General features: G+C 70.7%; 20 protein-coding genes. 7 read left to right on the top strand and 13 right to left on the bottom strand.

The window, feature by feature from the left end; translation table 11 throughout:
* The first annotated feature begins 95 nt into the window (after window positions 1–95).
* A complete protein-coding gene (locus Pth03_RS26230) occupies window positions 96–434 on the top strand; it encodes an ArsR/SmtB family transcription factor (protein WP_203947055.1) in 339 nt (112 codons plus the stop codon).
* On the top strand, window positions 418–849 hold the full coding sequence (locus tag Pth03_RS26225; RefSeq protein WP_203947054.1) for an SRPBCC family protein: 432 nt from the start codon (window positions 418–420) through the stop codon (window positions 847–849). The genes Pth03_RS26230 and Pth03_RS26225 overlap by 17 nt, the downstream gene beginning before the upstream one ends.
* Here the strand turns inward: Pth03_RS26225 and Pth03_RS26220 are convergent.
* The 8 genes from Pth03_RS26220 to betA all read right to left on the bottom strand — a co-directional run bounded on the left by Pth03_RS26220 (window position 836) and on the right by betA (window position 13105).
* Window positions 836–1411, bottom strand: coding sequence for a sarcosine oxidase subunit gamma (locus Pth03_RS26220; RefSeq protein WP_203947053.1), 576 nt, complete (start codon window positions 1409–1411; stop codon window positions 836–838). The genes Pth03_RS26225 and Pth03_RS26220 overlap by 14 nt on opposite strands.
* The gene (locus tag Pth03_RS26215) at window positions 1404–4172 is read right to left on the bottom strand and encodes a 2Fe-2S iron-sulfur cluster-binding protein (RefSeq protein ID WP_239119371.1); all 2769 of its coding nucleotides are present in this window, start codon (window positions 4170–4172) and stop codon (window positions 1404–1406) included. The genes Pth03_RS26220 and Pth03_RS26215 overlap by 8 nt, the downstream gene beginning before the upstream one ends.
* A complete protein-coding gene (locus Pth03_RS26210; protein WP_203947052.1) occupies window positions 4169–4426 on the bottom strand; it encodes a sarcosine oxidase subunit delta in 258 nt (85 codons plus the stop codon). Before Pth03_RS26210 ends, Pth03_RS26215 begins: the two co-directional genes overlap by 4 nt.
* A gap of 32 nt (window positions 4427–4458) precedes the next feature.
* Window positions 4459–5676 carry a sarcosine oxidase subunit beta family protein gene (locus tag Pth03_RS26205; protein WP_203947051.1) on the bottom strand — a complete coding sequence of 406 codons (1218 nt, stop codon included), beginning with the start codon at window positions 5674–5676 and terminating at the stop codon, window positions 4459–4461.
* Window positions 5673–6962 (bottom strand): serine hydroxymethyltransferase, encoded by a 1290-nt coding sequence (glyA, locus tag Pth03_RS26200; protein ID WP_203947050.1) that lies wholly within the window; start codon window positions 6960–6962, stop codon window positions 5673–5675. The genes Pth03_RS26205 and glyA overlap by 4 nt, the downstream gene beginning before the upstream one ends.
* Window positions 6963–6982: 20 nt before the next feature.
* Window positions 6983–9397 (bottom strand): GcvT family protein, encoded by a 2415-nt coding sequence (locus Pth03_RS26195; RefSeq protein WP_203947049.1) that lies wholly within the window; start codon window positions 9395–9397, stop codon window positions 6983–6985.
* 605 nt (window positions 9398–10002) lie between these two features.
* The gene (locus tag Pth03_RS26190; RefSeq protein WP_203947048.1) at window positions 10003–11469 is read right to left on the bottom strand and encodes an aldehyde dehydrogenase family protein; all 1467 of its coding nucleotides are present in this window, start codon (window positions 11467–11469) and stop codon (window positions 10003–10005) included.
* Between the two features lies 1 nt (window position 11470).
* Window positions 11471–13105: a choline dehydrogenase gene (gene betA, locus Pth03_RS26185; protein ID WP_203947047.1), complete on the bottom strand. Its 1635-nt coding sequence runs from the start codon at window positions 13103–13105 to the stop codon at window positions 11471–11473.
* A 98-nt stretch (window positions 13106–13203) separates the two neighbouring features.
* Between betA and Pth03_RS26180 the strand changes: the two genes are divergently transcribed.
* Window positions 13204–13992 carry an IclR family transcriptional regulator gene (locus Pth03_RS26180; protein WP_203947046.1) on the top strand — a complete coding sequence of 263 codons (789 nt, stop codon included), beginning with the start codon at window positions 13204–13206 and terminating at the stop codon, window positions 13990–13992.
* Window positions 13993–14035: 43 nt separating this feature from the next.
* Here the strand turns inward: Pth03_RS26180 and Pth03_RS26175 are convergent, their stop codons facing one another.
* The 3 genes from Pth03_RS26175 to Pth03_RS26165 all read right to left on the bottom strand — a co-directional run bounded on the left by Pth03_RS26175 (window position 14036) and on the right by Pth03_RS26165 (window position 16827).
* On the bottom strand, window positions 14036–15166 hold the full coding sequence (locus tag Pth03_RS26175; RefSeq protein ID WP_203947045.1) for an aromatic ring-hydroxylating oxygenase subunit alpha: 1131 nt from the start codon (window positions 15164–15166) through the stop codon (window positions 14036–14038).
* A 72-nt stretch (window positions 15167–15238) separates the two neighbouring features.
* Window positions 15239–16474 carry an NAD(P)/FAD-dependent oxidoreductase gene (locus Pth03_RS26170; protein ID WP_203947044.1) on the bottom strand — a complete coding sequence of 412 codons (1236 nt, stop codon included), beginning with the start codon at window positions 16472–16474 and terminating at the stop codon, window positions 15239–15241.
* A 2-nt stretch (window positions 16475–16476) separates the two neighbouring features.
* Window positions 16477–16827 (bottom strand): bifunctional 3-phenylpropionate/cinnamic acid dioxygenase ferredoxin subunit, encoded by a 351-nt coding sequence (locus Pth03_RS26165; RefSeq protein ID WP_203947043.1) that lies wholly within the window; start codon window positions 16825–16827, stop codon window positions 16477–16479.
* 300 nt (window positions 16828–17127) lie between these two features.
* Between Pth03_RS26165 and Pth03_RS26160 the strand changes: the two genes are divergently transcribed.
* Together Pth03_RS26160 and Pth03_RS26155 are read left to right on the top strand one after the other, a co-directional pair.
* Complete coding sequence (locus Pth03_RS26160; protein ID WP_203947042.1) at window positions 17128–18525, top strand: sensor histidine kinase; 1398 nt, start codon at window positions 17128–17130, stop codon at window positions 18523–18525.
* Window positions 18522–18944: an ester cyclase gene (locus Pth03_RS26155; RefSeq protein WP_203947041.1), complete on the top strand. Its 423-nt coding sequence runs from the start codon at window positions 18522–18524 to the stop codon at window positions 18942–18944. Before Pth03_RS26160 ends, Pth03_RS26155 begins: the two co-directional genes overlap by 4 nt.
* A 90-nt stretch (window positions 18945–19034) precedes the next feature.
* On the opposite strand, the gene Pth03_RS26150 is transcribed toward Pth03_RS26155, so the two are convergent.
* Window positions 19035–19379 (bottom strand): SPW repeat protein, encoded by a 345-nt coding sequence (locus tag Pth03_RS26150; RefSeq protein ID WP_203947040.1) that lies wholly within the window; start codon window positions 19377–19379, stop codon window positions 19035–19037.
* Between the two features lie 136 nt (window positions 19380–19515).
* A complete protein-coding gene (locus tag Pth03_RS26145) occupies window positions 19516–21333 on the bottom strand; it encodes a multicopper oxidase family protein (RefSeq protein WP_203947039.1) in 1818 nt (605 codons plus the stop codon).
* 264 nt (window positions 21334–21597) lie between these two features.
* Here Pth03_RS26145 and Pth03_RS26140 point away from each other — a divergent pair, with 264 nt between their 5' ends.
* Together Pth03_RS26140 and Pth03_RS42215 are read left to right on the top strand one after the other, a co-directional pair.
* Window positions 21598–22359: a bestrophin-like domain gene (locus tag Pth03_RS26140; RefSeq protein WP_203947038.1), complete on the top strand. Its 762-nt coding sequence runs from the start codon at window positions 21598–21600 to the stop codon at window positions 22357–22359.
* A gap of 18 nt (window positions 22360–22377) precedes the next feature.
* Complete coding sequence (locus Pth03_RS42215) at window positions 22378–22968, top strand: hypothetical protein (RefSeq protein ID WP_275413206.1); 591 nt, start codon at window positions 22378–22380, stop codon at window positions 22966–22968.
* The last annotated feature ends 35 nt before the right edge of the window (window positions 22969–23003 follow it).

Genomic DNA, 23003 nt, shown 5'->3' with positions numbered 1-23003 from the left:
CCGGGGGCTGCCGATGACGCGTAGGAGATTGCCTACGATTGACACGTAGGATATTCCCTACGTATATTTGGCCCCATGACACAGGACGTGGGCACATGACGGCGGAGACCGACGTGTTCGCCGCGCTCGCCAGTCCGGTGCGCCGAGAGCTGACGGCGCTCCTGCTGGGCGGGCCGCGGTCGGTGAACGACCTGGCCTCCCACTTCGCGATGAGCCGCCCGAGCGTCTCGGAGCACCTGAAGGTGCTGCGGGAGGCAGGGCTGGTGAGCGAGCAGCGCAGCGGCAGGCAGAGGCTTTACCGGCTGGAGGCGGAACCACTGATGGAAGTGTCGCGCTGGCTCACGCCGTACGAGAGGTTCTGGCGGGACAGGCTCGCCGGCCTGCGTGAGCTGCTGGACGAGGAGGATGACAGTGACCATGGCACCCGACCGTGAGTCGATCGAGGTCGACGAGTTCCTGCCGCACCCGCCCGCGAAGGTGTGGCGTGCGCTGACCGATCCGGATCTGCTTGCTCGATGGCTGATGCCGAACGACTTCAAGCCCGTCGTCGGGCACCGGTTCACCTTCACCACCCGGCCGATCCCGGAGGTCGGCTTCGACGGCGTCGTCGGCTGCGAGGTGCTGGAGATCGACCAGGAGCGGCTGCTGCGCATCAGCTGGGGCGGCGGAGCGCTCGACACCACGGTCACCTGGAGGCTGGTCGCCGAGGGCCAGGGCACCCGGCTGTTCGTCGAGCACGCGGGCTTCGACCTCGGCGACCCGGCTCAGGAGTTCGCGTTCACGAACATGGGCAAGGGCTGGCGCTCCGACGTCATGCGGTCGCTCCGCAACACGCTCACCGAGATGTGACCGGCCCATCCGGGAGGTACTCGACGGCCGCGTCGAGCAGCCAGGCGGCGAGGTATCCCGCGAACGAGGAGCGCACGAACACGCGGAACTCGTCGCTCTCCCGGGCGGTCAGCACCACCTGGGCGCGGGCGAGCATGGTCTGCGCGCAGCGCCCCGGGCCGAAGACCCGGGGATGCAGATCGAGCGCGCAGCCGTGCGCCAGCAGGTCGCGCGAGCGGCGGCCGTCCACGGCGACGACCGTACGCTGAGCCGACACGTCGGTGACGCCGACGTGCGCGTCCCCGGCCGCCGCCCTGATCACGCCTTCGACGTCGTGGCCCTGCGCCCCGACGACCAGCCACTCGTCGGGGCCCAGCCACAGCACGTCGTAGCCTGTCGCGCTCGCATAGGTGCCCGGCCCGGTCGGCAGCGGCGCCCCAAGGGCGAGCCCGATGTCGGCCGCCGCCCCGCTCTTGGGGTCGACCCGCAGGTTGACCTGCGTGAGGAAGGGCACCTCGGCGATCCGCAGGTCGTCGGTCGTCACCGGCGTGAACCGGGCCAGCGGGCTCAGTCGCTCAGCCATCGCGTCGGGCTCCCTCGGGGTCGTAGAGGACGTGACTCGTGACGGTGACGGGCACCCGCTCGTCGCCCAGCGGGACGTACAGCACCTCGCCGATCCTGTCCCGCCCGCCGCTGACCAGGGCGAGCGCGAAGGTGCTGCCCAGGGCGGCGCTGCGGTAGCTGGAGGTCACGTGGCCGAGCGTGGGCACCGGCGGCTCGGGCAGCGTCGGCGTCTCCACCAGGTGGGCGCCCTCCGGCAGTAGCCGGGCCCCGTCCTGCGGCAACAGGCCCACCAGGTGCTTACGGTCGGGCCTGCTCGTGTCGGCCCGGAGATGCGACCGCCTGCCGATGAAGTCGGCCTTCTTCTTCGACACCACCCAGTCCATGCCGAGGTCGGCCGGGGTGACCGTGCCGTCGGTGTCCTGGCCGACGATCGGGTAGCCCTTCTCGGCGCGCAGCACGTGCATGGTCTCGGTCCCGTACGGTGTGACCACCCCGGTGGCCATGACCGCCTCCCAGAGAGCCAGGCCGTCCCACGCGTTCACGTTGATCTCGTAGGCGAGCTCGCCGGAGAAGCTGATCCGGCATACGCGGGCGGCGAGCCCGGCCACCTCGGCGTCGCGCCATGTCATGAAGGGGAAGCTCGCCGCGTCCACCGCGAGATCCGGGGCGAGGCCGGCGAGCACCTCGCGAGAACGCGGCCCGGCGAGGGCGACCGTCGCCCAGTGCTCGGTGACCGAGGTGCAGAAGACCCGCAGCTCCGGCCACTCGGTCTGCAGCCACTCCTCCATCCAGTCGAGCACCGCCGCCGCGTTGCCCGTGGTCGTGGTCACCAGGAACCGGTCCTCGGCCACCCGGATGACCGTGCCGTCGTCGAAGACCATGCCGTCGGCCCGGCACATCACGCCGTAGCGGATCGCCCCGACCTTGAGGGTGCTCATCATGTTCGTGTAGACGCGGTCCAGGAACACCCCGGCGTCCGGGCCCTGCACGTCGATCTTGCCGAGCGTGGAGGCGTCCATCGCGCCCACAGCCTCCCGTACGGCACGGCACTCGCGCAGGACGGCGGCCTCCATGTCCTCGCCCTCACGCGGGTAGTACCAGGGCCGCTTCCACTGGCCGACGTTCTCGAACGGAGCGTCGTAGGCCGCGTGCCACTCGTGCAGAGAGGTCGTGCGCACCGGGTCGTGCAGCGCGCCCCTGTCCCGCCCGGCCAGTGTGGAGAAGGCGATCGGTGCGTACGGCGCGCGGAACGTGGTGGTGCCGAGCTCCTCGATCGGCACGCCGAGGGCGTGGGCGACGACCGCGCCGGTGAGGAGACCCGACAGTTTTCCCTGGTCGTGGGCGGTCCCCGCGGTGGTGTACCGCTTGACGTGCTCGACCGAGCGCAGGCCCGCCCCGGTCGCCTTCATCACGTCGGCGACCGTGACGTCGCGCTGGAGGTCCACGAAGTGGGTGCCGTAGTCGGCGGCCTCCACGAGCCACAGGTGCTCGGCCGGCGTGACCGGGCCCTCCTCGGGCGTGCGCGGCGTCTGAGGAGATCCCTCGACGTGGAATCCGGCCGCGCGCGCCGCCCGCGCCCCGGCCTGCGCCCCGTCTTCCAGGCAACCGGCGAGCGTGAACACCCCGCGGGCCGCGCCCGCCACCTCGACGGCCTGCCGTACAGGCCCGGGGACGAACGATCCGACGGCCGCGTCGTAGCGCAGCTCCCCGCCCGCCTGGCTGAACAGGTTGACCAGTGGGTTCCAGCCGCCGGAGACCAGCAGCAGGTCGGCCTCGATCTCGCGCCCGCCGGAGAGGATCACCGAGGCGACCTCCCGCTCGCCGCCGACGCCGGTCACGACCTGCCCTGTGATGACCTCGCCTGGGACGACCTCGTGGTCCCAGGCGGCGCCGCCGGCCTGCCGTACGTCGACGATCGCGGCGATCTCGACCCCGGCGGCGGACAGGTCCGCGGCGGCGGCGTAGGCGCCGTCGTTGGTGGTGAACACCACGGCCCGGCTGCCGGGCAGCACGCCGTAGCGGTTGGCGTAGGCGCGGGCGGACCCGGCGAGCATCACACCCGGCCGGTCGTTGCCCGCGAAGGCGATGGGCCGCTCGACGGCTCCGGTGGCCAGCACCACGTGCCTGGCCCGGATGCGCCACACCCGCTCGCGCGACGCGGCCCCCTCGCCCCTGCGCTCGACGGCCATCACGTAGTTGTCGTCGTAGTGGCCGAACACGCTGGTCCGGGTGAGCACCCGCACGTCGGGGCGGCTCTCCAGGGCGGCCAGGGTCTCCGCCGCCCACCGCGCGCCCGGCAGTCCGCCGACGGTCTCGGCGGTGTCGGGGAGGCTGCCGCCCGCGACCGGCCGGTCGTCGGCGACGATCACCCGCGCGCCGGTGGAGGCGGCGGCAGTCGCCGCCGCGAGCCCGGCCGGGCCCGCGCCGACGACCAGCACGTCACAGTGCGCGTGCACGGCGTCGTAGCGGCCCGTGTCGGGCTCGTCGCTCAGGCGCCCCCGGCCCGTCAGGCTCGTCGCGTCCAGCCCGTCGGCGAGTTCGACGACGGTGGCCTGCACCATCGGCTCGACGCCGGTCCGCACCAGGGCGTTGGGCTCCTCCGTCCAGGCCGCGTAGATCCCCCGGGGGCGGTCCAGCGACGGGCTCTGCGCCACCGTGCGCACGCCGCCCGCGAGCAGCGCGGAGGCGAGGGTGTCGCCGCGCAGCCCCTCGTACTCGTGGCCGTCGAAGCGGAACCGCAGCGGCTCGCCCTGCCATCCGGGAATCCTGCGGGCCGTCACGCGGTCACCTCACGGGCCTGGATCTCGTTGGTCGCGGTGTCGCGCACGGCGTTGAACCAGCGGCGGCAGCCCGCCGTGTGGTTCCACCGTTCGGCGAAGCGGCCCTTGGGGTTGTCGCGGAAGAAGAGGTAACGCGCCCATTCCTCGTCGGACAACGCGGAAGGGTCGGCGGGGTAGGCGACGTGCGCCTGCCCGCCGTAATGGAACTCCGACTCGTCGCGCGGCCCGCACCACGGACAGGGGATCAGCAGCATCGGTCTCCTTGAGTGGGCCCTCAGTGTTCCCGTCAGTGGGCCACGGCCGCGGCGCCGTGCTCGTCGACGAGCGCGCCCGTGGTGAACCGTTCGAGCGAGAAGGGGGCGTTGAGCGGGTGCGGCCCGCCGTGCGCGATCGTGTGGGCGTAGCACCACCCGACCCCGGGGGTCGCCTTGAATCCGCCGGTGCCCCAGCCGCAGTTGACGAGCAGCCCGTCGACCGGGGTCAGGCCGACCACGGGAGAGGCGTCAGGGGTGACGTCGACGATCCCCGCCCAGGTGCGCAGCACCCGCGCCCGCGCGAAGATCGGGAAGAGCTCCAGGGCGGCCGACATCTGCCGCTCGATGATGTGGAAGGCCCCGCGCTGCCGGTAGGAGTTGTATGCGTCGATGCCCGCGCCCATGACCAGCTCTCCCTTGTGGGCCTGGCTGACGTAGACGTGCACGGCGTTGGACATGACGACCGTCGGGTGCACCGGCTCCAGCAGCTCCGACACCAGGGCCTGGAGGGGATGGGTCTGCACGGGCAGTCGCACTCCGGCGGTGGCCGCGACCACGGAGGAGTGGCCGGCGGCCGACAGGGCGACCGTGCCGGCCGCGATGCGGCCCCTCGTCGTCTGGACGGCCTGGACCCTGCCGCCCGACACCTCGACCCCGGTGACCTCGCAGTTCTCGATCAGGTGCACGCCCATCGCCGCCGCGGCCCTGGCGAAGCCCCAGGCCACGTAGTCGTGCTTGGCGATGCCCGCGCGCGGCTGGTAGGTCGCGCCCAGCACCGGATAGCGCACGTCGGGGGAGACGTTGACGATCGGGCAGATCTCCTTGACCTGCTCGGGCGTCAGCCATTCGGCGTCGACGCCGTTGAGGCGGTTGGCGTGCACGCGGCGCACGCTGTCCCGCACGTCCTGCAGGCTGTGCGCCAGGTTGAGCACGCCGCGCTGGCTGAACAGGATCGGGTACCCGAGGTCGTCCTCGAGCCCCTCCCACAGCTTGAGGGCGTGCTCGTAGATCCCGGCGCTCTCGTCCCACAGGTAGTTGGAGCGGATGATCGTGGTGTTGCGGGCCATGTTGCCGCCCGCCAGCCAGCCGCGCTCCAGGACCGCGACGTCAGTGATCCCGTGGTTCTTGGCCAGGTAGTAGGCCGTCGCCAGGCCGTGGCCGCCCCCGCCGACGATCACCACGTCGTACGAGCTCTTCGGCTCGGGGCTGTTCCACAACCGGTCGGGTTGCTCCGGGACGTCCTTCATCATGATCCGTTCTCGGCGGCGTAGAGCGGGTGCTTGGCGGCGAGGGCCTCGACGCGTCCGCGCAGGTGGGCGATGGAGGCGTCGCTCCCGTCGCCGGTCAGCGCGGCCGCGATCACGTCGGAGACCTCCGCGAAGTCGGCCGCCTGGAAACCCCGCGTCGCCAGCGCCGGCGTACCGATCCGCAGGCCGGACGTGACCATCGGAGGCCGCGGGTCGAACGGCACCGCGTTGCGGTTGACGGTGATGCCGGCCGCGTGCAGCCGGTCTTCGGCCTGCCTGCCGTCCAGTTCGGACTCCCGGAGGTCGACGAGCACGAGGTGGACGTCCGTACCGCCGGACAGCACCCGCACGCCCGCGGCGGCGGTGTCCGGCTCCAGCAGGCGGTCGGCCAGGATGCGCGCCCCTTCGAGGGTGCGCCGCTGCCGGTCGGCGAACCAGTCGCTCGCTGCGATCTTGAAGGCCACGGCCTTGGCGGCGATGACGTGTTCGAGCGGGCCGCCCTGCTGGCCGGGGAAGACCGAGGAGTTGATCTTCTTGGCGAGGTCGCCGGTGGACAGGATCACCCCGCCGCGCGGCCCGCCGAGCGTCTTGTGGGTGGTCGTGGTCACGATGTGCGCGTGCGGCACCGGGGAGGGGTGCAGGCCCGCCGCGACCAGCCCGGCGAAGTGGGCCATGTCGACCATCAGGTAGGCCCCCACCTCGTCGGCGATGCGCCGGAAGGCCGCGAAGTCGAGGTGGCGGGGATAGGCCGACCAGCCCGCGATGATCATCTTGGGTCGGTGCTCCCTGGCCAGGCGCTCCACCTCGTCCATGTCGACGAGGTTGTCGCTCTCGCGCACGTGGTAGGCGACCACCTTGTAGAGCCGGCCGGAGAAGTTGATCCGCATGCCGTGGGTGAGGTGACCGCCGTGCGCCAGGTCGAGCCCGAGGATCGTGTCGCCCGGCTCCAGCAGCGCCGCCATCGCCGCCGCGTTCGCCTGCGCGCCCGAGTGCGGCTGCACGTTGGCCGCCTCCGCGCCGAACAGCGCCTTCACCCGCTCGATCGCCAGCGTCTCGATGACGTCGACGTTCTCGCAGCCGCCGTAGTAGCGCCTGCCCGGGTAGCCCTCGGCGTACTTGTTGGTCAGGACCGACCCCTGCGCCCGCATGACCGACACCGGGGCGAAGTTCTCCGAGGCGATCATCTCGAGCGTGGACTGCTGGCGGTGCAACTCGGCGCCGATCGCGGCCGCGACCTCCGGGTCGGCCTCGACGAGCGGAACATCGGCCAGGGATTCGGGTGGGTTCAAGGCGGGATCCTCCAGTGTTCTCAGCCCCGGAGCCGTTCCATGGCGGGGTCGAAGAGGGGCTCCTCGGCGACGACCGCAGCGATCTTGCGGTCGAAGTATCCGATGTGCACCGTCTGGCCGGGGGTGGACAGCTCGGCGGGAAGCCAGGCGTAGGCGATGCCCTTGCCGATCGTGTAGCCGTAGGCCGCGCTCGTGACGTACCCGACGCTGGCCTCGCCGTCGTAGACCGGCTCCTTGCCCATGACCACGGCCTGCGGGCCGTCGATCGTCAGGCAGGTCAGGCGCCGCCGTACGGCCTGGCGGCGTTCGAGCAGGGCCTCGCGGCCGACGAAGTCGCCCTTGTCGAGCTTGACGGCGAAGCCGAGGCCGGCCTCGTAGGGGTCGTGCTCGTAGGTCATGTCGGTGCCGAAGGACCGGTAGCCCTTCTCCAGCCGGAGGCTGTTGAAGGCGCCCCGGCCACCTGCGATGACGCCGTGCTCCTGGCCGGCCTCCCACAGGGTGTCCCAGAGCTTGGCGCCCATGTCGGCGGTCGTGTACAGCTCCCAGCCGAGTTCCCCGACGTACGACAGGCGCAGCGCGGTGGCCGGCACGGAGCCGACGTGGGCCCGCTTGCCGCGGAAGTAGCGGAAGCCGCCCGCGGCGAAGTCGGAGCCGGCGAGCGGCGCCACGACCTCACGGGCCTTGGGGCCCCAGATGCCGATGCAGCAGGTGCCCGCCGTGACGTCGCGGACGACCACGCCCGGGTCGGCGTGGCGGTGGAACCAGTCGAGGTCGAGGTTGCCGTTGGCGCCCACCTGGTAGTGGTCGCGGCCCAGCCGGGCGATGGTGACGTCGCTGCGGATGCCGCCGTCCTCGTCGAGCAGCAGGCAGTACGTCACCGAGCCGACCGACTTGTCGACGTCGCCGGTCGAGAGGCGCTGGAGGAACGCCGTCGCTCCCGGCCCGCCGACCTCGATGCGCTTGAGCGCCGACATGTCGTACACGGCGACCGACTCGCGGGTCGCCTGGGCCTCCGCGCCGACGACCGGCGACCAGTGGCGGGCCGCCCAGTCGCCCGGGTGTGGAATGTCCCTGCCGTCGAGGAGGGGGGCGTTCGCCTCGTACCACTGCGGCCGCTCCCAGCCGGTCGCCTCGAGGAAGTAGGCGCCGAGCTCTCTTTGGCGCGTGTAGAAGGGGCTGGTGCGCAGCGGCCGGAGGTTCGCCGGGGGCTCCAGCGGATGGATGATGTCGTAGACCTCGACGTAGTTCTGGCAGTCGCGCGCCAGGACGTATTCAGGGGCGAGCTGGTGGGGCTCGAACCGGTTGACGTCGCACTCGTGCAGGTCGAACGACGAGCAGTGGCCGTCGGCCAGCCACTCGGCCATGGCCCTGCCGACGCCCGCCGAATGCGTCACCCAGACGGCCTCGGCCACCCAGAAGCCCTTGACCTCGGGAGACTCGCCGAGCAGCGGCATGTTGTCGGTCGTGAAGGAGAACAGCCCGTTGATGCCCTCCTCGACCTCGGTCTCCCGGGTGTCCGGCAGCAGCGACCGCGTCTCGGCCAGGGCGGGGGCGAAGTCGTCCTCGGTGAAGGTCAGCACCGAGGGCATGACCTCCGCCTCGCCGAAGGGGAGGATCTCGTCGGAGGTGATCGGCAGCGGGCGGTGGCCGTAGTAGCCGATGCCGAGCCGGTCGAACCGTTCCCGGTAATAGAGGTCGGCGTCCTGGTGGCGCAGGATCGGGCGCACGGCCTCCTGCGTCTCGTCGAGCCCCTTGACGGGCCCCGTCCAGGCGAGCTGGTGGGCCAGCGGCGTGAGGGGGAGATTCATGCCCGCCATGCGGGCCACCTTGGGCCCCCAGATGCCGGCGCAGCAGACCACGATGTCGGCCGGGACCTCACCCTGGTCGGTCAGGACGCCGGTGACCTGGCCGTTCTCGCTCAGGATGTCGAGCACCTCGTGCCGGTCGAGGACGCGGGCGCCGCGCTCGCGCGCCTTCTCCAGTTGCACATCCACCGCGCGGACCGCCTTGGCCAGGCCGTCGGTCGGGACGAAAAGGCCGCCGAGCACCCGGTCCTTCGACAGGAGCGAGTGGCGCTCAATGCACTCCTCGGGGGTCAGCAGGCGGGCGTCCAGGCCCCAGGCCGTCGCCCAGCCGTGGCGGCGGTGCAGTTCGGCCAGCCGTTCGGGGGTGGTCGCCACCTCCAGCCCGCCGACTTGGAGGAAGCAGCCGAGCGCGCTCAGCTTCTCGACCGTGTAGCGCGCCATCTGGGTCATCGTCTTGGACGAGTTCGTCTGGAAAACCAGCCCCGGGGCGTGGGACGAGGATCCGCCCGTCGCGGGTACGAGGCCCTGGTCGACGACCGTGATGTCCGTCCATCCCTTGGCGGTGAGCTCTTCGGCGAGGGCCGCCCCGACGACTCCGGCTCCGATGATGACGACGCGCGGGCCAGCCATACACACCTCCGTCGTTGCGCATTCCGAAACGTCATGCGCGTCCCGCAACAGCGTCCTATTCACCCCATATGCCTGTCAAGAACACGTCCACCCCATTAGGTGGCCCCCGTGGTGGTGATCATGCAGAAGTTCGGTGATGGGCGCGCGACCTGCGCAAACATTGCCCGTGATCATGCAGAAGTTCGAGATCAACCGCTGTGACCTGCACATATGCCGAGCGTGATCATGCACAAGTTCGGAAGGGATCGGCTCTGCCTGTGATATCGCGATTCGTGATCATGCAGTTGTCGCCGATGCCGGCATCCGTCATGTACGGCACCGGCCGTCTCGGGCGTCCCCGGCCGTGCCGTACTGCATGATCACGATTCGGTTCTGCGCAGGTCAGAGGGCCTTAGAGCGAACTTCTGCATGATCACGAAATGAGTTCGCGCAGTTCGGCGGGGCCGTACACGAACTTCTGCATGATCACGGCAAGGCTTTGGGCACGTCAGGCGGGCCGTACGCGAACTTCTGCATGATCACGCACAGGGTTGGGCCAGGTCGGTGGCCGTGATCCCGAACTTCTGCATGATCACGCGGAAGGAGGGATCACGCGGAAGGAGGGGTCACGCGGAAGGGGGGGTGAACCAGTGTTGGGGGGTGGGGGTGATGTTCTGCCAGATGTGCTTGGGCTCGCGGTACTCGTTCAAACCGGTAGGGCCCAGCTCACGCCCGACGCCGGACTGCTTGAACCCGCCCCACTCGGCCTGCGGCACGTACGGGTGGTAGTCGTTGATCCACACAGTGCCGTGGCGCAGCCGGGCGGCCACCCGCTGGGCCTTGCCGGCGTCCCTGGTCCACACGGCGCCCGCCAGGCCGTAGTCGGTGTCGTTGCCCAGCCTGACGGCCTCGTCCTCGTCCCTGAAGCGCTCCACCGTCAGCACCGGCCCGAACGACTCCTCACGCACCACCCGCATGCCCGCGTGGCATTCGTCGAGCACGGTCGGCGGGTAGAAGTTGCCCTTTCCGGCCAACCTTTCGCCTCCGCACCGCAGTACCGCGCCTTCGGCGATCCCGGCGGCGACGTACGCCTCGACCTTGGCCAGATGGGCGGCCGAGATCAGAGGCCCGGTCTCGGCGTCGGCGTCGAACGGCCCGCCCAGCTTGATCCGCGAGGCCCGCCGCACGACCTCGTCGACGAAGGCGTCGTGCAGCGAGTCCTCCACGAGGAGCCGCGCGCCCGCGGAGCACACCTGGCCGGAGTGGAGGAAGACGGCGGTGAGCGCGAAGTCGACGGCGGCCTCGAAGTCGGCGTCGGCGAAGACGATGTTGGGGTTCTTGCCGCCGAGTTCGAGGGCGACCTTCTTCACCGTTGCGGCGGCGGACGCCATGATCGAACGGCCCGTCGCGAGCCCGCCGGTGAACGACACCATGTCGACGTCCCGGTGCTCGGCCAGGAGCGCGCCCGCCGAGGGGCCCGCGCCCAGCACGAGGTTGGCCACGCCCTGCGGCAGCCCGGCCTCCTCCAGCAGCCGCATGAGCATGATCGCCGTGGACGGCGTGAGCTCGCTGGGCTTGAGCACGAACGTGTTGCCGGTCACGAGGGCCGGGGCGACCTTCCACGAGGTCTGCAGCAGCGGATAGTTCCACGGCGTGATGAGGCCGCACACGCCGACAGGCTCGTAGACCACGCGGCTGATCACGTCGTCGCGGCCGGTGTCGATCACGCGCCCGGCGTCGGTCCCGGCGAGGCCGCCGAAGTAGCGGAAGCACTTCACCACGTCGTCGACGTCGTATTCGCTCTCCACCAGCCGCTTGCCCGTGTCACGGGACTCGGCCGTGGCGATGTCCTTGCGGTCGCGCTCCAGCAGGTCGGCGACCCGCAGGAGCAGCGCCCCGCGTTCCCGCTCGGGGGTCCTGGGCCAGGGCCCCTCGTCGAAGGCGGTCCTGGCCGCCGCGATCGCCAGTTCCGTGTCGGCCGCGGTCGCCTCGGAGACGGTCGCCACGACCTCGCCGTCGGCCGGGGAGACGATCTGGCGCGTGCCGCCCTTGACCGGGTCGCGCCACGTTCCGCCGATGTACAGATCCCTCATGTCACTTGACCTTCTGGTGCCGGTAGAACTCGACCGGTTCGGCGGGCAGGGGAGTGTTGCCGAGGATCAGGTCGGCGGACTTCTCCGCCAGCATCATCACCGGGGCGTAGATGTTGCCGTTCGTCACGTACGGCATGGCCGAGGCGTCCACCACGCGCAGGCCGTCCAGGCCGTGGACCCGCATGGTCAGCGGGTCGATCACGGACATGTCGTCGGTGCCCATGCGGGCCGTGCACGAGGGGTGCAGCGCGGTCTCCGCGTCCCTGGCGACCCAGTCGAGGATCTCCTGGTCGGTCTCCACCGAGGGCCCGGGCGAGATCTCCCCGGCGTTGTACGGATCCATCGCGGGCTGGTTGAGGATGTCGCGGGCGACCCGTACGGCCTCGACCCATTCGCGCCGGTCCTGGGCGGTGGACAGATAGTTGAACCGCAGCGCGGGGTGCTCGCGCGGATCGGTGCTCTTGATCTTCACCGAGCCGCGGGCGTCGGAGTACATGGGCCCGATGTGCACCTGGTATCCGTGGCCGCCGGCGGGTGAGCTGCCGTCGTAGCGCACGGCGACGGGCAGGAAGTGGAACATCAGGTTGGGGTAGTCGACGTCCTCGTTGCTCCGGGTGAAGCCGCCGGCCTCGAAGTGGTTGCTCGCCCCCGGCCCCTTGCGCAGGAACAGCCACTGGGCGCCGATCCACGGCCGGTGGCTCAGCTTCATGGCGGGCTGCAGCGAGACGGGCAGCTTGCAGCCGTACTGGATGTAGACCTCCAGATGGTCCTGCAGGTTCTCGCCGACGCCGGGCAGGTCCTGCACGACGTCGACGCCGAGGGCCTTCAGCTCGGAGGCGTTGCCGACGCCGGACAGCTGCAGAAGCTGGGGGGAGTTGATCGAGCCGCCGCAGAGGATGACCTCGCCGGCCTTGACCGTCTTGCCGTTGTACTCGACGCCGACCGCCCGCTTGCCCTCGAACAGGATCTTGGTGACGAACGCCCGGGTCTTGATCTCCAGGTTGGGCCGGTGCTTCACGGGGTGGAGGTAGGCGCGCGCGGCCGACAGGCGGCGGCCTCGCCGCAGGTTCCGGTCGAAGCGGGCGAAACCCTCCTGCCGGTAGCCGTTCACGTCGTCGGTCAGCGGATAGCCCGCCTCCTGCACGGCCCCGAAGAACGCCGAGAACAGCGGGTTGGCGACGGGGCCGCGCTCCAGCACCAGCGGCCCGTCGTGACCGCGCATCGGATCGTCCGCGTCCGCGGCGAGGCAGTTCTCCATGCGCTTGAAGTACGGCAGGCAGTGCGCGAAGTCCCACGTCTCCATGCCGGGGTCGGCGCCCCAGCGCTCGTAGTCCAGGGGGTTACCGCGCTGGAAGATCATCCCGTTGATGCTGCTCGAGCCGCCGAGCACCTTGCCCCGGGCGTGGTAGATCCTGCGCCCGTTCATGTACGGCTCGGGCTCGGATTCGTACTTCCAGTCGTAGAAGCGGCTGCCGATGGGGAAGGTCAGCGCCGCAGGCATGTGGATGAAGACGTCCCAGGGGTAGTCGGGCCTGCCGGCCTCGAGCACGAGCACCCGGTTGGACGGATCCGCCGACAGCCGGTTCGCTAAGGCGCTTCCGGCCGATCCGCCGCCGACGATGACGAAGTCGTACATGTCTGCCTCCCGGGCAGGATGATATTGGTCTGCGCAATGCGGTGCGTAATTCGCAACAGGTGGACCGTGGCGTCCAGGTCGCGCGCTACAGTCCGGCTATGGACGAAGACTCCTCCAGCGCTCGAACCGACGGCGGCGGCGTCCAGTCCGTCGATCGGGCCATCAGCATCCTGGAGATCCTCTCGCGGCGGCGCGAAGCCGGGGTGAGCGAGATCGCCGTGGAGCTCGCCGTGCACAAGTCGACGGCATTCCGGCTGCTGGGCGCGCTGGAGAGCAGGGGATTGGTCGAGCAGGCGGAGGACCGCGGCAAATACCGGCTCAGCTTCGGCATCGTCCGCCTCGCCGGGGGCGTCGCGGGCAGGCTCGACCTCACCCAGCAGAGCCGCCTGGTGTGCCGCCGTCTCGCCGAGGAGATCGGCGAGACGGTCAACCTGGCCGTCGTGCGCTCCCACTACGCGGTCAACCTCGACCAGGTGCGCGGGCCGTCCGCCGTCACCACCCACAACTGGGTCGGGCAGCTCACGCCGCTGCACGCGACGTCGAGCGGCAAGGTGCTGCTCGCCCACCTGGACGAACGGCACCGCGACCGGCTGATCGAGACCGCGGGCCTGGAGAGCTTCACCTCCGGCACCGTCACCTCGCCCGACGTGCTGAGGGCGCAGCTCGGCGAGGCCCGCGAGCGGGGGTACGCCGTGACGGTCGAGGAATACGAGATCGGGCTGAACGCGATCGCGGCGCCCATCCGCTCCCACGACGGCGAGGTGATCGCCGCCGTGAGCGCGTCGGGCCCCGCCTACCGTTTCAGCGAGCAGCGCATGCACGAGCTCGCTCCGGTCCTCATCGCCGGGGCCGACGACATCAGCCACCGCATGGGATACGGCGGCTGAGCCGTACGGGCGCTCCGGTCTGACCCCCCGCACCACGGGGGTGCTACGCGAGGGAGGTGCCGAGGCGGTCGAGCACCCACTCGTGGAACCCGCCGATGTGGTGCTCGCTCGGCACGAGCACGCCGCCCTTGGCGTACGCGCGCGAGCCCATCCCGAGCTGGGTCCGCTCGCAGGCCTCGAAGTCCTGCACGTTGACCCGGTGGAACAGCTCGATGGACGACTCCAGGTCGCGGCCGCTGTCGACCACGTCCTTGCGGAACAGCCAGTCGCACTCGACCACCGTGTGGTCGGCGGCCAGCGGGAAGATCCGGTGCAGGATGACGTGGTCGGGCACGAGGTTGACGAACATCAGCGGCTTGACGGTCAGCCCGTAGTAGCGGCGGTCCTGGTCCTCGCTCACGCCGGGGATGCGCTCGGCGCCGGCCGAGCCGTCCACGGTGAAGCCCTCCACGCCGTCGCCGAACTCCGCGCCGTGGCCCACATACAGCTGGGTGGCCAGGCCCTCGGCGAACTCCGGCAGCACGTCGACGAGCTCCGGGTGGATCGTCGCGCAGTGGTAGCACTCCATGAAGTTCTCGATGATGAGCTTCCAGTTCGCCTTCACGTCGTAGACGGTCCGGCGGGCCAGCCCGAGATCCTCGATGCCGTAGTTGTGGATGGAGTCGAGGTCGCCGAGCCGGCCCACGACCTGGCCCTGCACCTCCTCCTCGAACGGAACGGGCTCGTCGGCCAGGTTGACCCACACGTATCCGAGCCACTCGTGCACGTGCACGTTGATCAGGCCGTACTCGACCCGGTCGATGTCCGGCATCTTGGTGAGGTTGGGCGCGGCGATCAGCTTGCCCTCGAGGTCGTAGGTCCAGGCGTGGTAGGGGCACTGGAAGGCCCGCTTGACCTCGCCGCACTCCTCGGTCTTGATTCGCGCGCCGCGGTGGCGGCACACGTTGAGGAACGCCCGGATGGAGTTGTCGCGCGCCCGGGTCACGAGCACGCTCTCCCGGCCCACCTGCACGGTCTTGAACGCGCCCGGCTTGGCGAGGTCGGCGGACCGCACGACGCACGTCCACATGGACTCGAAGACGCGGGTCTGCTCCAGGGCGAAGACGCTCTCGTCGGTGTAATAGCCGCCCGGCAGGGTGGCGATCAGGCTCTGGGGAAGGCTGCTCGTGGTCACGCCGCCTCCTTCGCGGGCCGCGTTCCGGCAGACGTGGTGGCCGATGGCTGGTTCACTTGCACTCCCTATCCCTCAACCGGTGCTGACGGTGCTCAACGTGCGGCGCCACCGGGTGAACTGGCGGACCTGGTCCACCCCGAGCACCGCCACGGGCCGGTCCTCCCGCCGGTAGACGGCGAGGAAGCTGCGCTCGGCCACGTCCCCCTGCTCGACGGTGACCGTGTCACCCGGGCGGGTGTGTCCCGCGAACTGGATGCGCATGCCGTACTGGTCGGACCACAGGTACGGCGGGGCGGGCGGGGGCGTGGCCGCGGTCCCGCCGGACAGCAGCGTCGCCGCGGCGGCCGTGGGACGCTGCACGGCCCCGGTCCAGTGCTCGACGCGGTGGTGGCGTCCTAGGGACGGGTCGAACCATGCGGCGCAGTCGCCGACCGCGACGACGCCGGGCACATTGGTGGCGCCTCCCGCGTCGCAGAGGACGCCGTCTGCCGGCACCCCGTCGCGGGCCGGCCCTTCGCCGAGCGCGACGCCGCTGCCCTCCAGCCAGCCGACCGCGGGGCGGGCGCCGATGCCGACGAGCACCACGTCCGCGGGCAGGCGCCGCCCGTCACCGAGCAGCACGCCGTCCACCCGGCCACCGTCCGGGCCCGTCCCGATGAGCGCCTGTACGGCGGAGCCGCACAGGACGCGCACGCCGCGGTCCTCGTGCATGGAGCCGAGGACGGCGCCCATCTCCGGGCCGAGAGCGCGCGCGAAGGGCGCGGGGGCCGTCTCGACGATCGTCACGTCCAGGCCCAGCTCACGGGCCGTCGAGGCGACCTCGGCCCCGATGAACCCGGCGCCGATGACGACGAGGCGGCGACCCGGCAGGAGTTCGGCGCGCAGGGCCAGGGCGTCGTCGACCGAGCGCAGCGTGTGGACCCCGGCCGTCCCGCCGGAGGCCGCGTTTCCTGGCAGCGTGGCGGCCGCGGCCCCGGTCGCGATGACGACCCCGTCGGCGGAGACCCGCGTTCCGTCCGCGAGCAGGACGCTGTGCTTGTCCCGGTGCCCGTCCCGGCCGGTGTCGAGGCCGGTCGCGGGCACCCCGAGCAGCCATTCGGCGTCGAGGTCCTCCCCTTCGGGCTCGAGGGCGAGGTCGTCCTGGCCGATCCGGCCGGCGAGGAACTCCTTCGACAGGGGAGGGCGGTCGTAGGGCCGGTGAGGCTCCGCCCCGATGATCGTCAGCGTGCCGCCGAACCCCTGGTCGCGTAGTGCCCTGGCGGCGTGGAGCCCCGCCAGGGACGCCCCGACGACGGCGATCGAGCGCATGCTCACGCCGTCTTCGCGCGGGCGCCAGGAGGCAGGTTGGGCGGCAGGTCGGAGGGCACCACGTAGATCGTGTCGTCCTCCACCACGACGCCGTGGGTCCTGACCGGAAGCTTGGCCGGGAGCGCGTCCACCTTGCCGGTCCGCAGGTCGAAGCGGGAGGCGTGCAGCGGGCACTCCACCTCACATCCCTCCAGCCAGCCGTCGGCGAGGGAGGCGTCCTGGTGGGTGCAGGTGTCGTCGATGGCGTAGAGCTCGCCGTCGTCGGTGTGGAAGATCGCGATCGGCGGCTCGACGGTGTCGAGCCGGAACGCCTCGCCCCGGGGAAGGGCCGCGAGGGGGCACGCAGGGATCATGCGGACAACCCCAGTTTCGTCTGGCGGAACGTGCAGCACTATGCGCAACAGCGTGACCGGGCGTGCCTTCGATGTCAAGGGGCGACATATCAGGCTAAATCGTGATAGCAGCCGCCGATCGAAACGGCATGGCGAACCGCGGAAAGCGCGGCCTGCCGTACGCCGACTTGCCGACTTTATGGCTATATGGGTCTTTCATTACTTTATGACCGTTACCTTCGGAGAAGGGTTGCAGCGGGCTTTTTGCGAGGGGAATACGGTGCGTTGACACGGAGGTCGTTTCTTCCAGGGTCGCTTCGTGTGCGCACCACGCTCTGTCTCGGAGGGCTGGCCCTGCTCTTCCTCGCGGCGGTCGGGGCGAGCATCGACTTCCTGGTACTCGACCGGGTCCAGGCCCAGGTGTTCCGCGAGACGCAGCGGGTCGCCGCCAACTGGCTCGGCTCCCTGGAGCCCGGCAAGGTGCCGCCTCCGGTTGCGAAGTCCGGTGTCTACCTCATCCAGCTCGTCGACTCACGCGGCCGGGTCGTGACGGCCAGCACCGCCGCGGCCGGACGACCGGCCCTGAGCGGCCTGCGGCCTCCGCTCGACGACCGCATGCAGGACCGCAAGGAGTGCCCGGCGCGGGGCTCGTGCCTCATGCTCGCCGCCATCCGGGTGGGCCCGTTGGAGACCCGCGAGATCTGGCACGGGGAGCCGCACTTCGTCTACGCGGGCAGGCCCGAGCCGCCCATCCTCGCCACGCACCGCCTCGAGGTCGTCACCGCCGCCGGGGTCGTGCTGGCCGCCGCCCTCTTCGCGTGGGCGAACTGGTCGGTGGCCGGGCGCAGTCTGAGCCGGGTGGAGGCGATCCGCGCGACCATGGCCGAGATCACCGGGAGCGACCTCAGTCTGCGGGTGCAGGAACCGCCCGGCCATAGCGAATACACACTGCTCGCGCGCACCGCCAACAGGACGCTGGCCCGGCTGGAGGAGGCGGTGAACCAGCAGCGCCGGTTCGCCTCCACCACCTCGCACGAGCTCAGGACGCCGCTCACCGGTCTGCGCACCCGGCTGGAGGAGGCGATGCTCTATCCCGAAGACGTCGATCCCCGCGAGACGATCCGGGACGCCCTGTCGGTCACTCACCGGCTGGAGACGATCGTCGATGACCTGCTGGTGCTGGCCCGCCTACGCGACGGCGACCCGGCCGCGCACGAGCTGATCGACATCGGTGCGCTGGTACGCGAGGAGGGGGCGGCCCTGGGGGGTGCCGTGCCGGTGCACGTGCTCGCCTGCCGCGACGTGTACGTCCTGGGCAACCGCATTCAGTTGATCAGGGTCGTCGACAACCTCCTCGCGAACGCCCGGCGGCACGCCCGCCGCTCGGTGGAGATCACCGCGGCGCGGACGGCGGACCTCGCCGTCGTCACGGTGAGCGACGACGGCGACGGCGTCGCGCCCGAGGACCGCGAGCGGGTCTTCGAGCGGTTCGTGCGCCTGGACGAGGGCCGGCACAAGGAGCCGGGAGGCACCGGGCTCGGTCTGGCCATCTCCCGGGACATCGCCCTCGCCCACAACGGGACCCTGGAGATCGAGGACTCGCCTCGGGGTGCGCGGTTCGTGCTGCGGCTTCCGCTGACGGAGACGAACAAGCGGCCCTCCGGCCCCGGAACACCTCAGCCCGCAACCCGGACACCATCGATCGAGGAGCCCTCATGACGAGTGATGACGAAGAGTTCGCCGACGGCCTGGTCGGCGCGCTCAACGCGCACGACCCCGAGGCCGTGGCCGACCACTTCGCGCCACGCGCCACTTACGTATGCCCCGGCGGGATCGCCGAGGGCCGCGAGGAGATCGCCTCCTATTTCGCGCTGTATTTCGAGGGTTTCCCCGACATCCGGATCACTCCGCACGGCAGGTCGCGGATGGACGACCTCGTGGTGATGGAGTGGACGCTCACCAGCACGCACACGGGCCCGTTCCTGCTGCCCAACGGGCAGATCGCAAAGCCGAGCGGGCGGCGCGTCGCCGTACGGGGCTGCGATTTCCGCACCATGGACGACGGGCGGATCTCCAGCCTGCGCGCCTATTACGACCAGCTTGAGATGCTCTCGCAGATCGGCGTCCCCCTCCTGTGACGCGTACGGCCCCGCCGCGTGAGGCGGCGAGGCCGTGGTCGGCGGTTCACGAGTCGCGGGGCCGGAAGGGCGCCGGCCGGGCGGCTCCGGTCAGGTGCGCGCGGGAGCCGCGCTGCGTGCCTGGAGCGTGGTCAGCAGGCCGATGACGACGGTGACGGCGCCGGCGATCCACGCCGTCCACGCCGCGGCCGAGTCGCCGTCGAAGCCGAACGCCCAGGGCGAGACGAACAGCAGTGCCCCGAAGGCGGCGACGACCCAGGAGCTCGCGCCCCCCGCGCCGAGGACGGCCCACAGGGCCGAGACCACCAGGAGCGTTCCGAGGATGAGCAGTGGCGTGGTCGCTGCGGCGGCGTCGACCCAGAAGAACGGCGCGAGGACCGCTACCAGGCCGGCGAGCAGGGCGACGATGTCGGACAACGATCTCGTGAGATCCATCCGTGCCTCCGAACATGGGAGAGATGACCCTTTGCCTCGACCATGTTCTTGATTGACCGACCGGTCAATGTTCGGATTCGTCAGGATTTCCTCACCATGCGTAGTGATAAGTAGTGAGATGGGTGACGTTTCGGCGCTACCTCACGAGATGCCAGGGCCGCATCATGTCGTTGTCCTCGTGCTCGAGGATGTGGCAGTGGTGGATGTATCCGGCGGGGAAGACGGTCGAGGTCCCGCCGACCTGGGGAACCTCCGGCGCGGGGTCGAACGTGGCGACGATCCTGTTGACCATCCCCGGATAGGCGATGAAGGTGTCCCGCCAGCCCTGCTGGTCGGGCTCGGGCGGGATCGGCGCCCCCACGAGATAGCGGGACAGATCGGGCTTGTCCCCTGAGAGGCGGCCCGACCTCGTCCAGCGGGCGAAGTCCTTCGCGTAGTCACGCGCATTGAACCGCTGCCGGTTGTGGATCAGGAACTGCACGAGGTGGACGTGCATGGGATGGGCGTCCTCCGTCGTGTTGACGTACTCCCAGATCTCCGTCGTGCCCGACGTGACGAAGTCGTCGACCGGTTCGAAGAAGTAACGCTCGTTGATCGTCATGTGCACCGGCTGGCCGCGCCTGTCGAGCCGCTCGGTGAGGACGAACTCGCGGCGCGGCGCCGCCGGGCCTGGCTGGATCGGCTTCAGCGGGGGCAGAGCCAGCTTCTCCGGCGGTGTCGACTTGTCCCTGCCGGTCAGCGGGTCGGACACGTGGAAGCGCATGATCTCGGGGATGGGCTGGCCGCCCCCTCCTCCCGGGTACGGCACTGCCGCGTCGTTCATGAGCGTCACGGCCGCTCCCATCGGCAGGCGCCCGAAGTCGACGATGATGTCGGCCCGCTCCGACGGCGCCAGCAGCATCCGGTCGACGCGCAGGGGGAAGTCGCGCAGGGCGCCGGACGAGCCGATGAGCCAGAAGGGCAGCCGGGTCTCGTCGCGGGCCAGCCACAGGTGGTAGAAGCGCGCGTTCGACGCGTTGAGCACGCGGAGCCGGTAGCGCCGGGGCTCCACCGCGAGGAACGGGTACGCCTTGCCGTTCACCACGGGGACCTCGCCGAAGAACTCCGGCATCCAGATCGGGTGGTAGGGGGTCACCCCCTTGCCGGGATAGAAGAGCGAGCCGTCCCGCTCGAACGTGCGGTCCTGGATGATCAGCGGCACCTCGAAACGCCCCCGCGGCAGCCCGAGCGCGTCCTCGACGACGTCGCGGATGATGTACAGGCCGGACAGGCCCGCGTAGTTGTTGAGCCGCGTGAGCTCCATCGCGTGGTCGTGGTACCACAACATGGCCGCCCGCTGCGCGTTGCCGTAGGCGTAGATCGCCTCGTCGGGGGCGGCCCCGGGCAGCGAGCCATACATCGGGCCGTGCGCGCCGCGCGGGGTGAACCAGGCCGCCGGGTTGCCGTCGGACTGTGTCGGGTTCCACCCGCCGTGCAGGTGGACGACGTTCCACACGGTGACGTCCGCCGGCATGTCCATGTGCCGCCCGCCGGGCGGGTCCGCAGGCACGTCGGGCAGGTTCCGCCACAAGGTGGAGTCGATGCGGTCGCTGAACAGGTGGCTGGTGGGCAGCCCGTTGCGATACCTGACGATGACGGGCCGGTTCCTGCGCGCCACCAGCGTCGGCCCGAGGCAACCGAGGCCGAGCGGGCGGGCCGGATCGCCGGGGTCGGCCGCCCAGTAGCCCCACGCCTGCGCCACGCCGAGGTCGCGGTGGAAACGCCACGTGCTCTGCCGCATGGTCAGCTCGTAGTAGTCGATGCCCGGATGAGACGAGGTGTCCGGGACGGCGACCGGCGGGATCGGCAGGGGATCGGTGAACTTGCGCATGCCTCCGCGCCGCCTGGCTCCCCAGGCCACGCCGATTCCCGTCACCGCCGCGACGCGCGCGAATTCCCGTCTCGTGAGCCGCATCGCCGTGCCTCCGCTCGCCGTTCAGGCAGAGTTCGTGCAGGTCACGCGGGCGGCCGCCGGGCGCCCCCGTGGCGTACAGCCGCTGGTCTCTTTCGATCGAGGTTAGCCGTCAACTCGTCAACAACGCCTCAAACCGCCTCGAACTGCGCGTTTGCACTTTCCGGCAAGGGCTCGCCGCGGAGTCACGTCATGTGGTAGTCATGTAACGCACAGTGATCGCAAAAGCTGAGGCGCCTATGGCGCGACTCGTCTACGGGGTGGTCAATGCTGATCTGCGCTCTCGCCGTGGCGTCGGCGATCGGCCTGGTGGCCCTGGCCGCCTTCCTCTTCCGGAAGCTGACCCGCGGAAAGAGCGACGGAGACGAGACGTCCTCCGGGCATGCGGGCTCGATGGTGTCCTCACTCTTCCTGCTGGTCTTCGCGATCGCGATCGTCGTGCCGTGGACGACGGTCGACTCGGCGCGGCAGAACACCTACGCCGAGAGCCAGGCGGCGGTGGAGGCCTACTGGTCGGCCGCCGCGCTTCCCGCCCCGGCCGGCTCCGAGGTGCAGGCGGGGTTGCGTGAATACGTGGGGTTCGTGGTCGACCGCGAATGGCCGCTCATGGCGTCCGGCCGGCTAAGCCCCGAGGGCTCCTGGCGCCTCGACTCCCTGCGCACCCAACTCTCCGCGGTGAACGTGGCCGACGAGGACGCCAGGACGGCCAAGGGCACGGCGCTGGAACGGCTGTCGGATCTGTCGGCCGCCCGCAGGCAACGGGCCGCGGACGCCAAAGCCGCGCCTCCTGCCGCCGTCATGGTGCTGACCGTCGTGACCGGCATCATCGTGGTGATCTTCCCGTTCCTCGCGGGGGCCAAGCCGCGCGGCTTCGCGCTCGTGCCGCTCCTGACGATGGCCGTGCTCCTCGGCGTCGGCGTCTACATGGCGTGGGACATCTCCCGCGTCTTCACGGGTGGGCTGGCGGTCACGCCCGACGCCTTCGCCAGCGCCCTCCTCGAGTTCCAGCGAATCCCCGAGAGCCGGTGACGCATGATGTTCCCCCGCATGCTCGTGGTCGCGAGCGGTGCCGTCGTCGGCATCACGCTCGTGGCCGCGGGAATCGCCATGCCTGCCGCGGCCGACCCGCCCGATCCGTCCTCGGGCGCGTCGTCGCGGAGTCCCCTGGTGGTCGTCGGGGCCGAGGCGCGGGCGGGCCTGACCGGCGACGATCCGGGCATCGGGGTCGCGGTCTGCGTCGACCTCGACACGCTGGTGGGGCTCAAGGCGGGGGTCGGCCTCGGCACCTACCCGTGCGCCTCGCCTGAGGTCAGCCCGTCGCCCGATCCGCCGCCTGCTCCCACTCCCAAGCCCGCTCCCACCCGGCGGGCCAAGCCCCGCCCCGCCCCCACCCGGCCGCAACCGGTGCGGCTCGTGCCGCCGGCACCTGCCGTACGGGCCCCGTCTCCATCCCCGTCGCCGGCGCCTTCGTCACGCCGGCCGAAACCCCCGACGCTGACCGCCGATCTCCCGCTGCGTGCACCGATGGCCGCACCCGTACGGCGGCGGGAGAACCCGCTCGGCTCGATCATGGTGCTGGTCATCTTCTCCACGATGATCGCGACCGCCGCCGGGGTGGCGTTCAAAGCATTCCGCTAGATGATTCGTTCGAAGTTGATTCGCGCCAAGGCGGA

It is taken from the genome of Planotetraspora thailandica (assembly GCF_016863335.1).
Classification (GTDB): Bacteria; Actinomycetota; Actinomycetes; order Streptosporangiales; family Streptosporangiaceae; genus Planotetraspora; species Planotetraspora thailandica.
The sequence above is the reverse complement of the archived record's forward strand: the minus strand, read 5'-3'. Positions and strand labels throughout refer to the sequence as shown.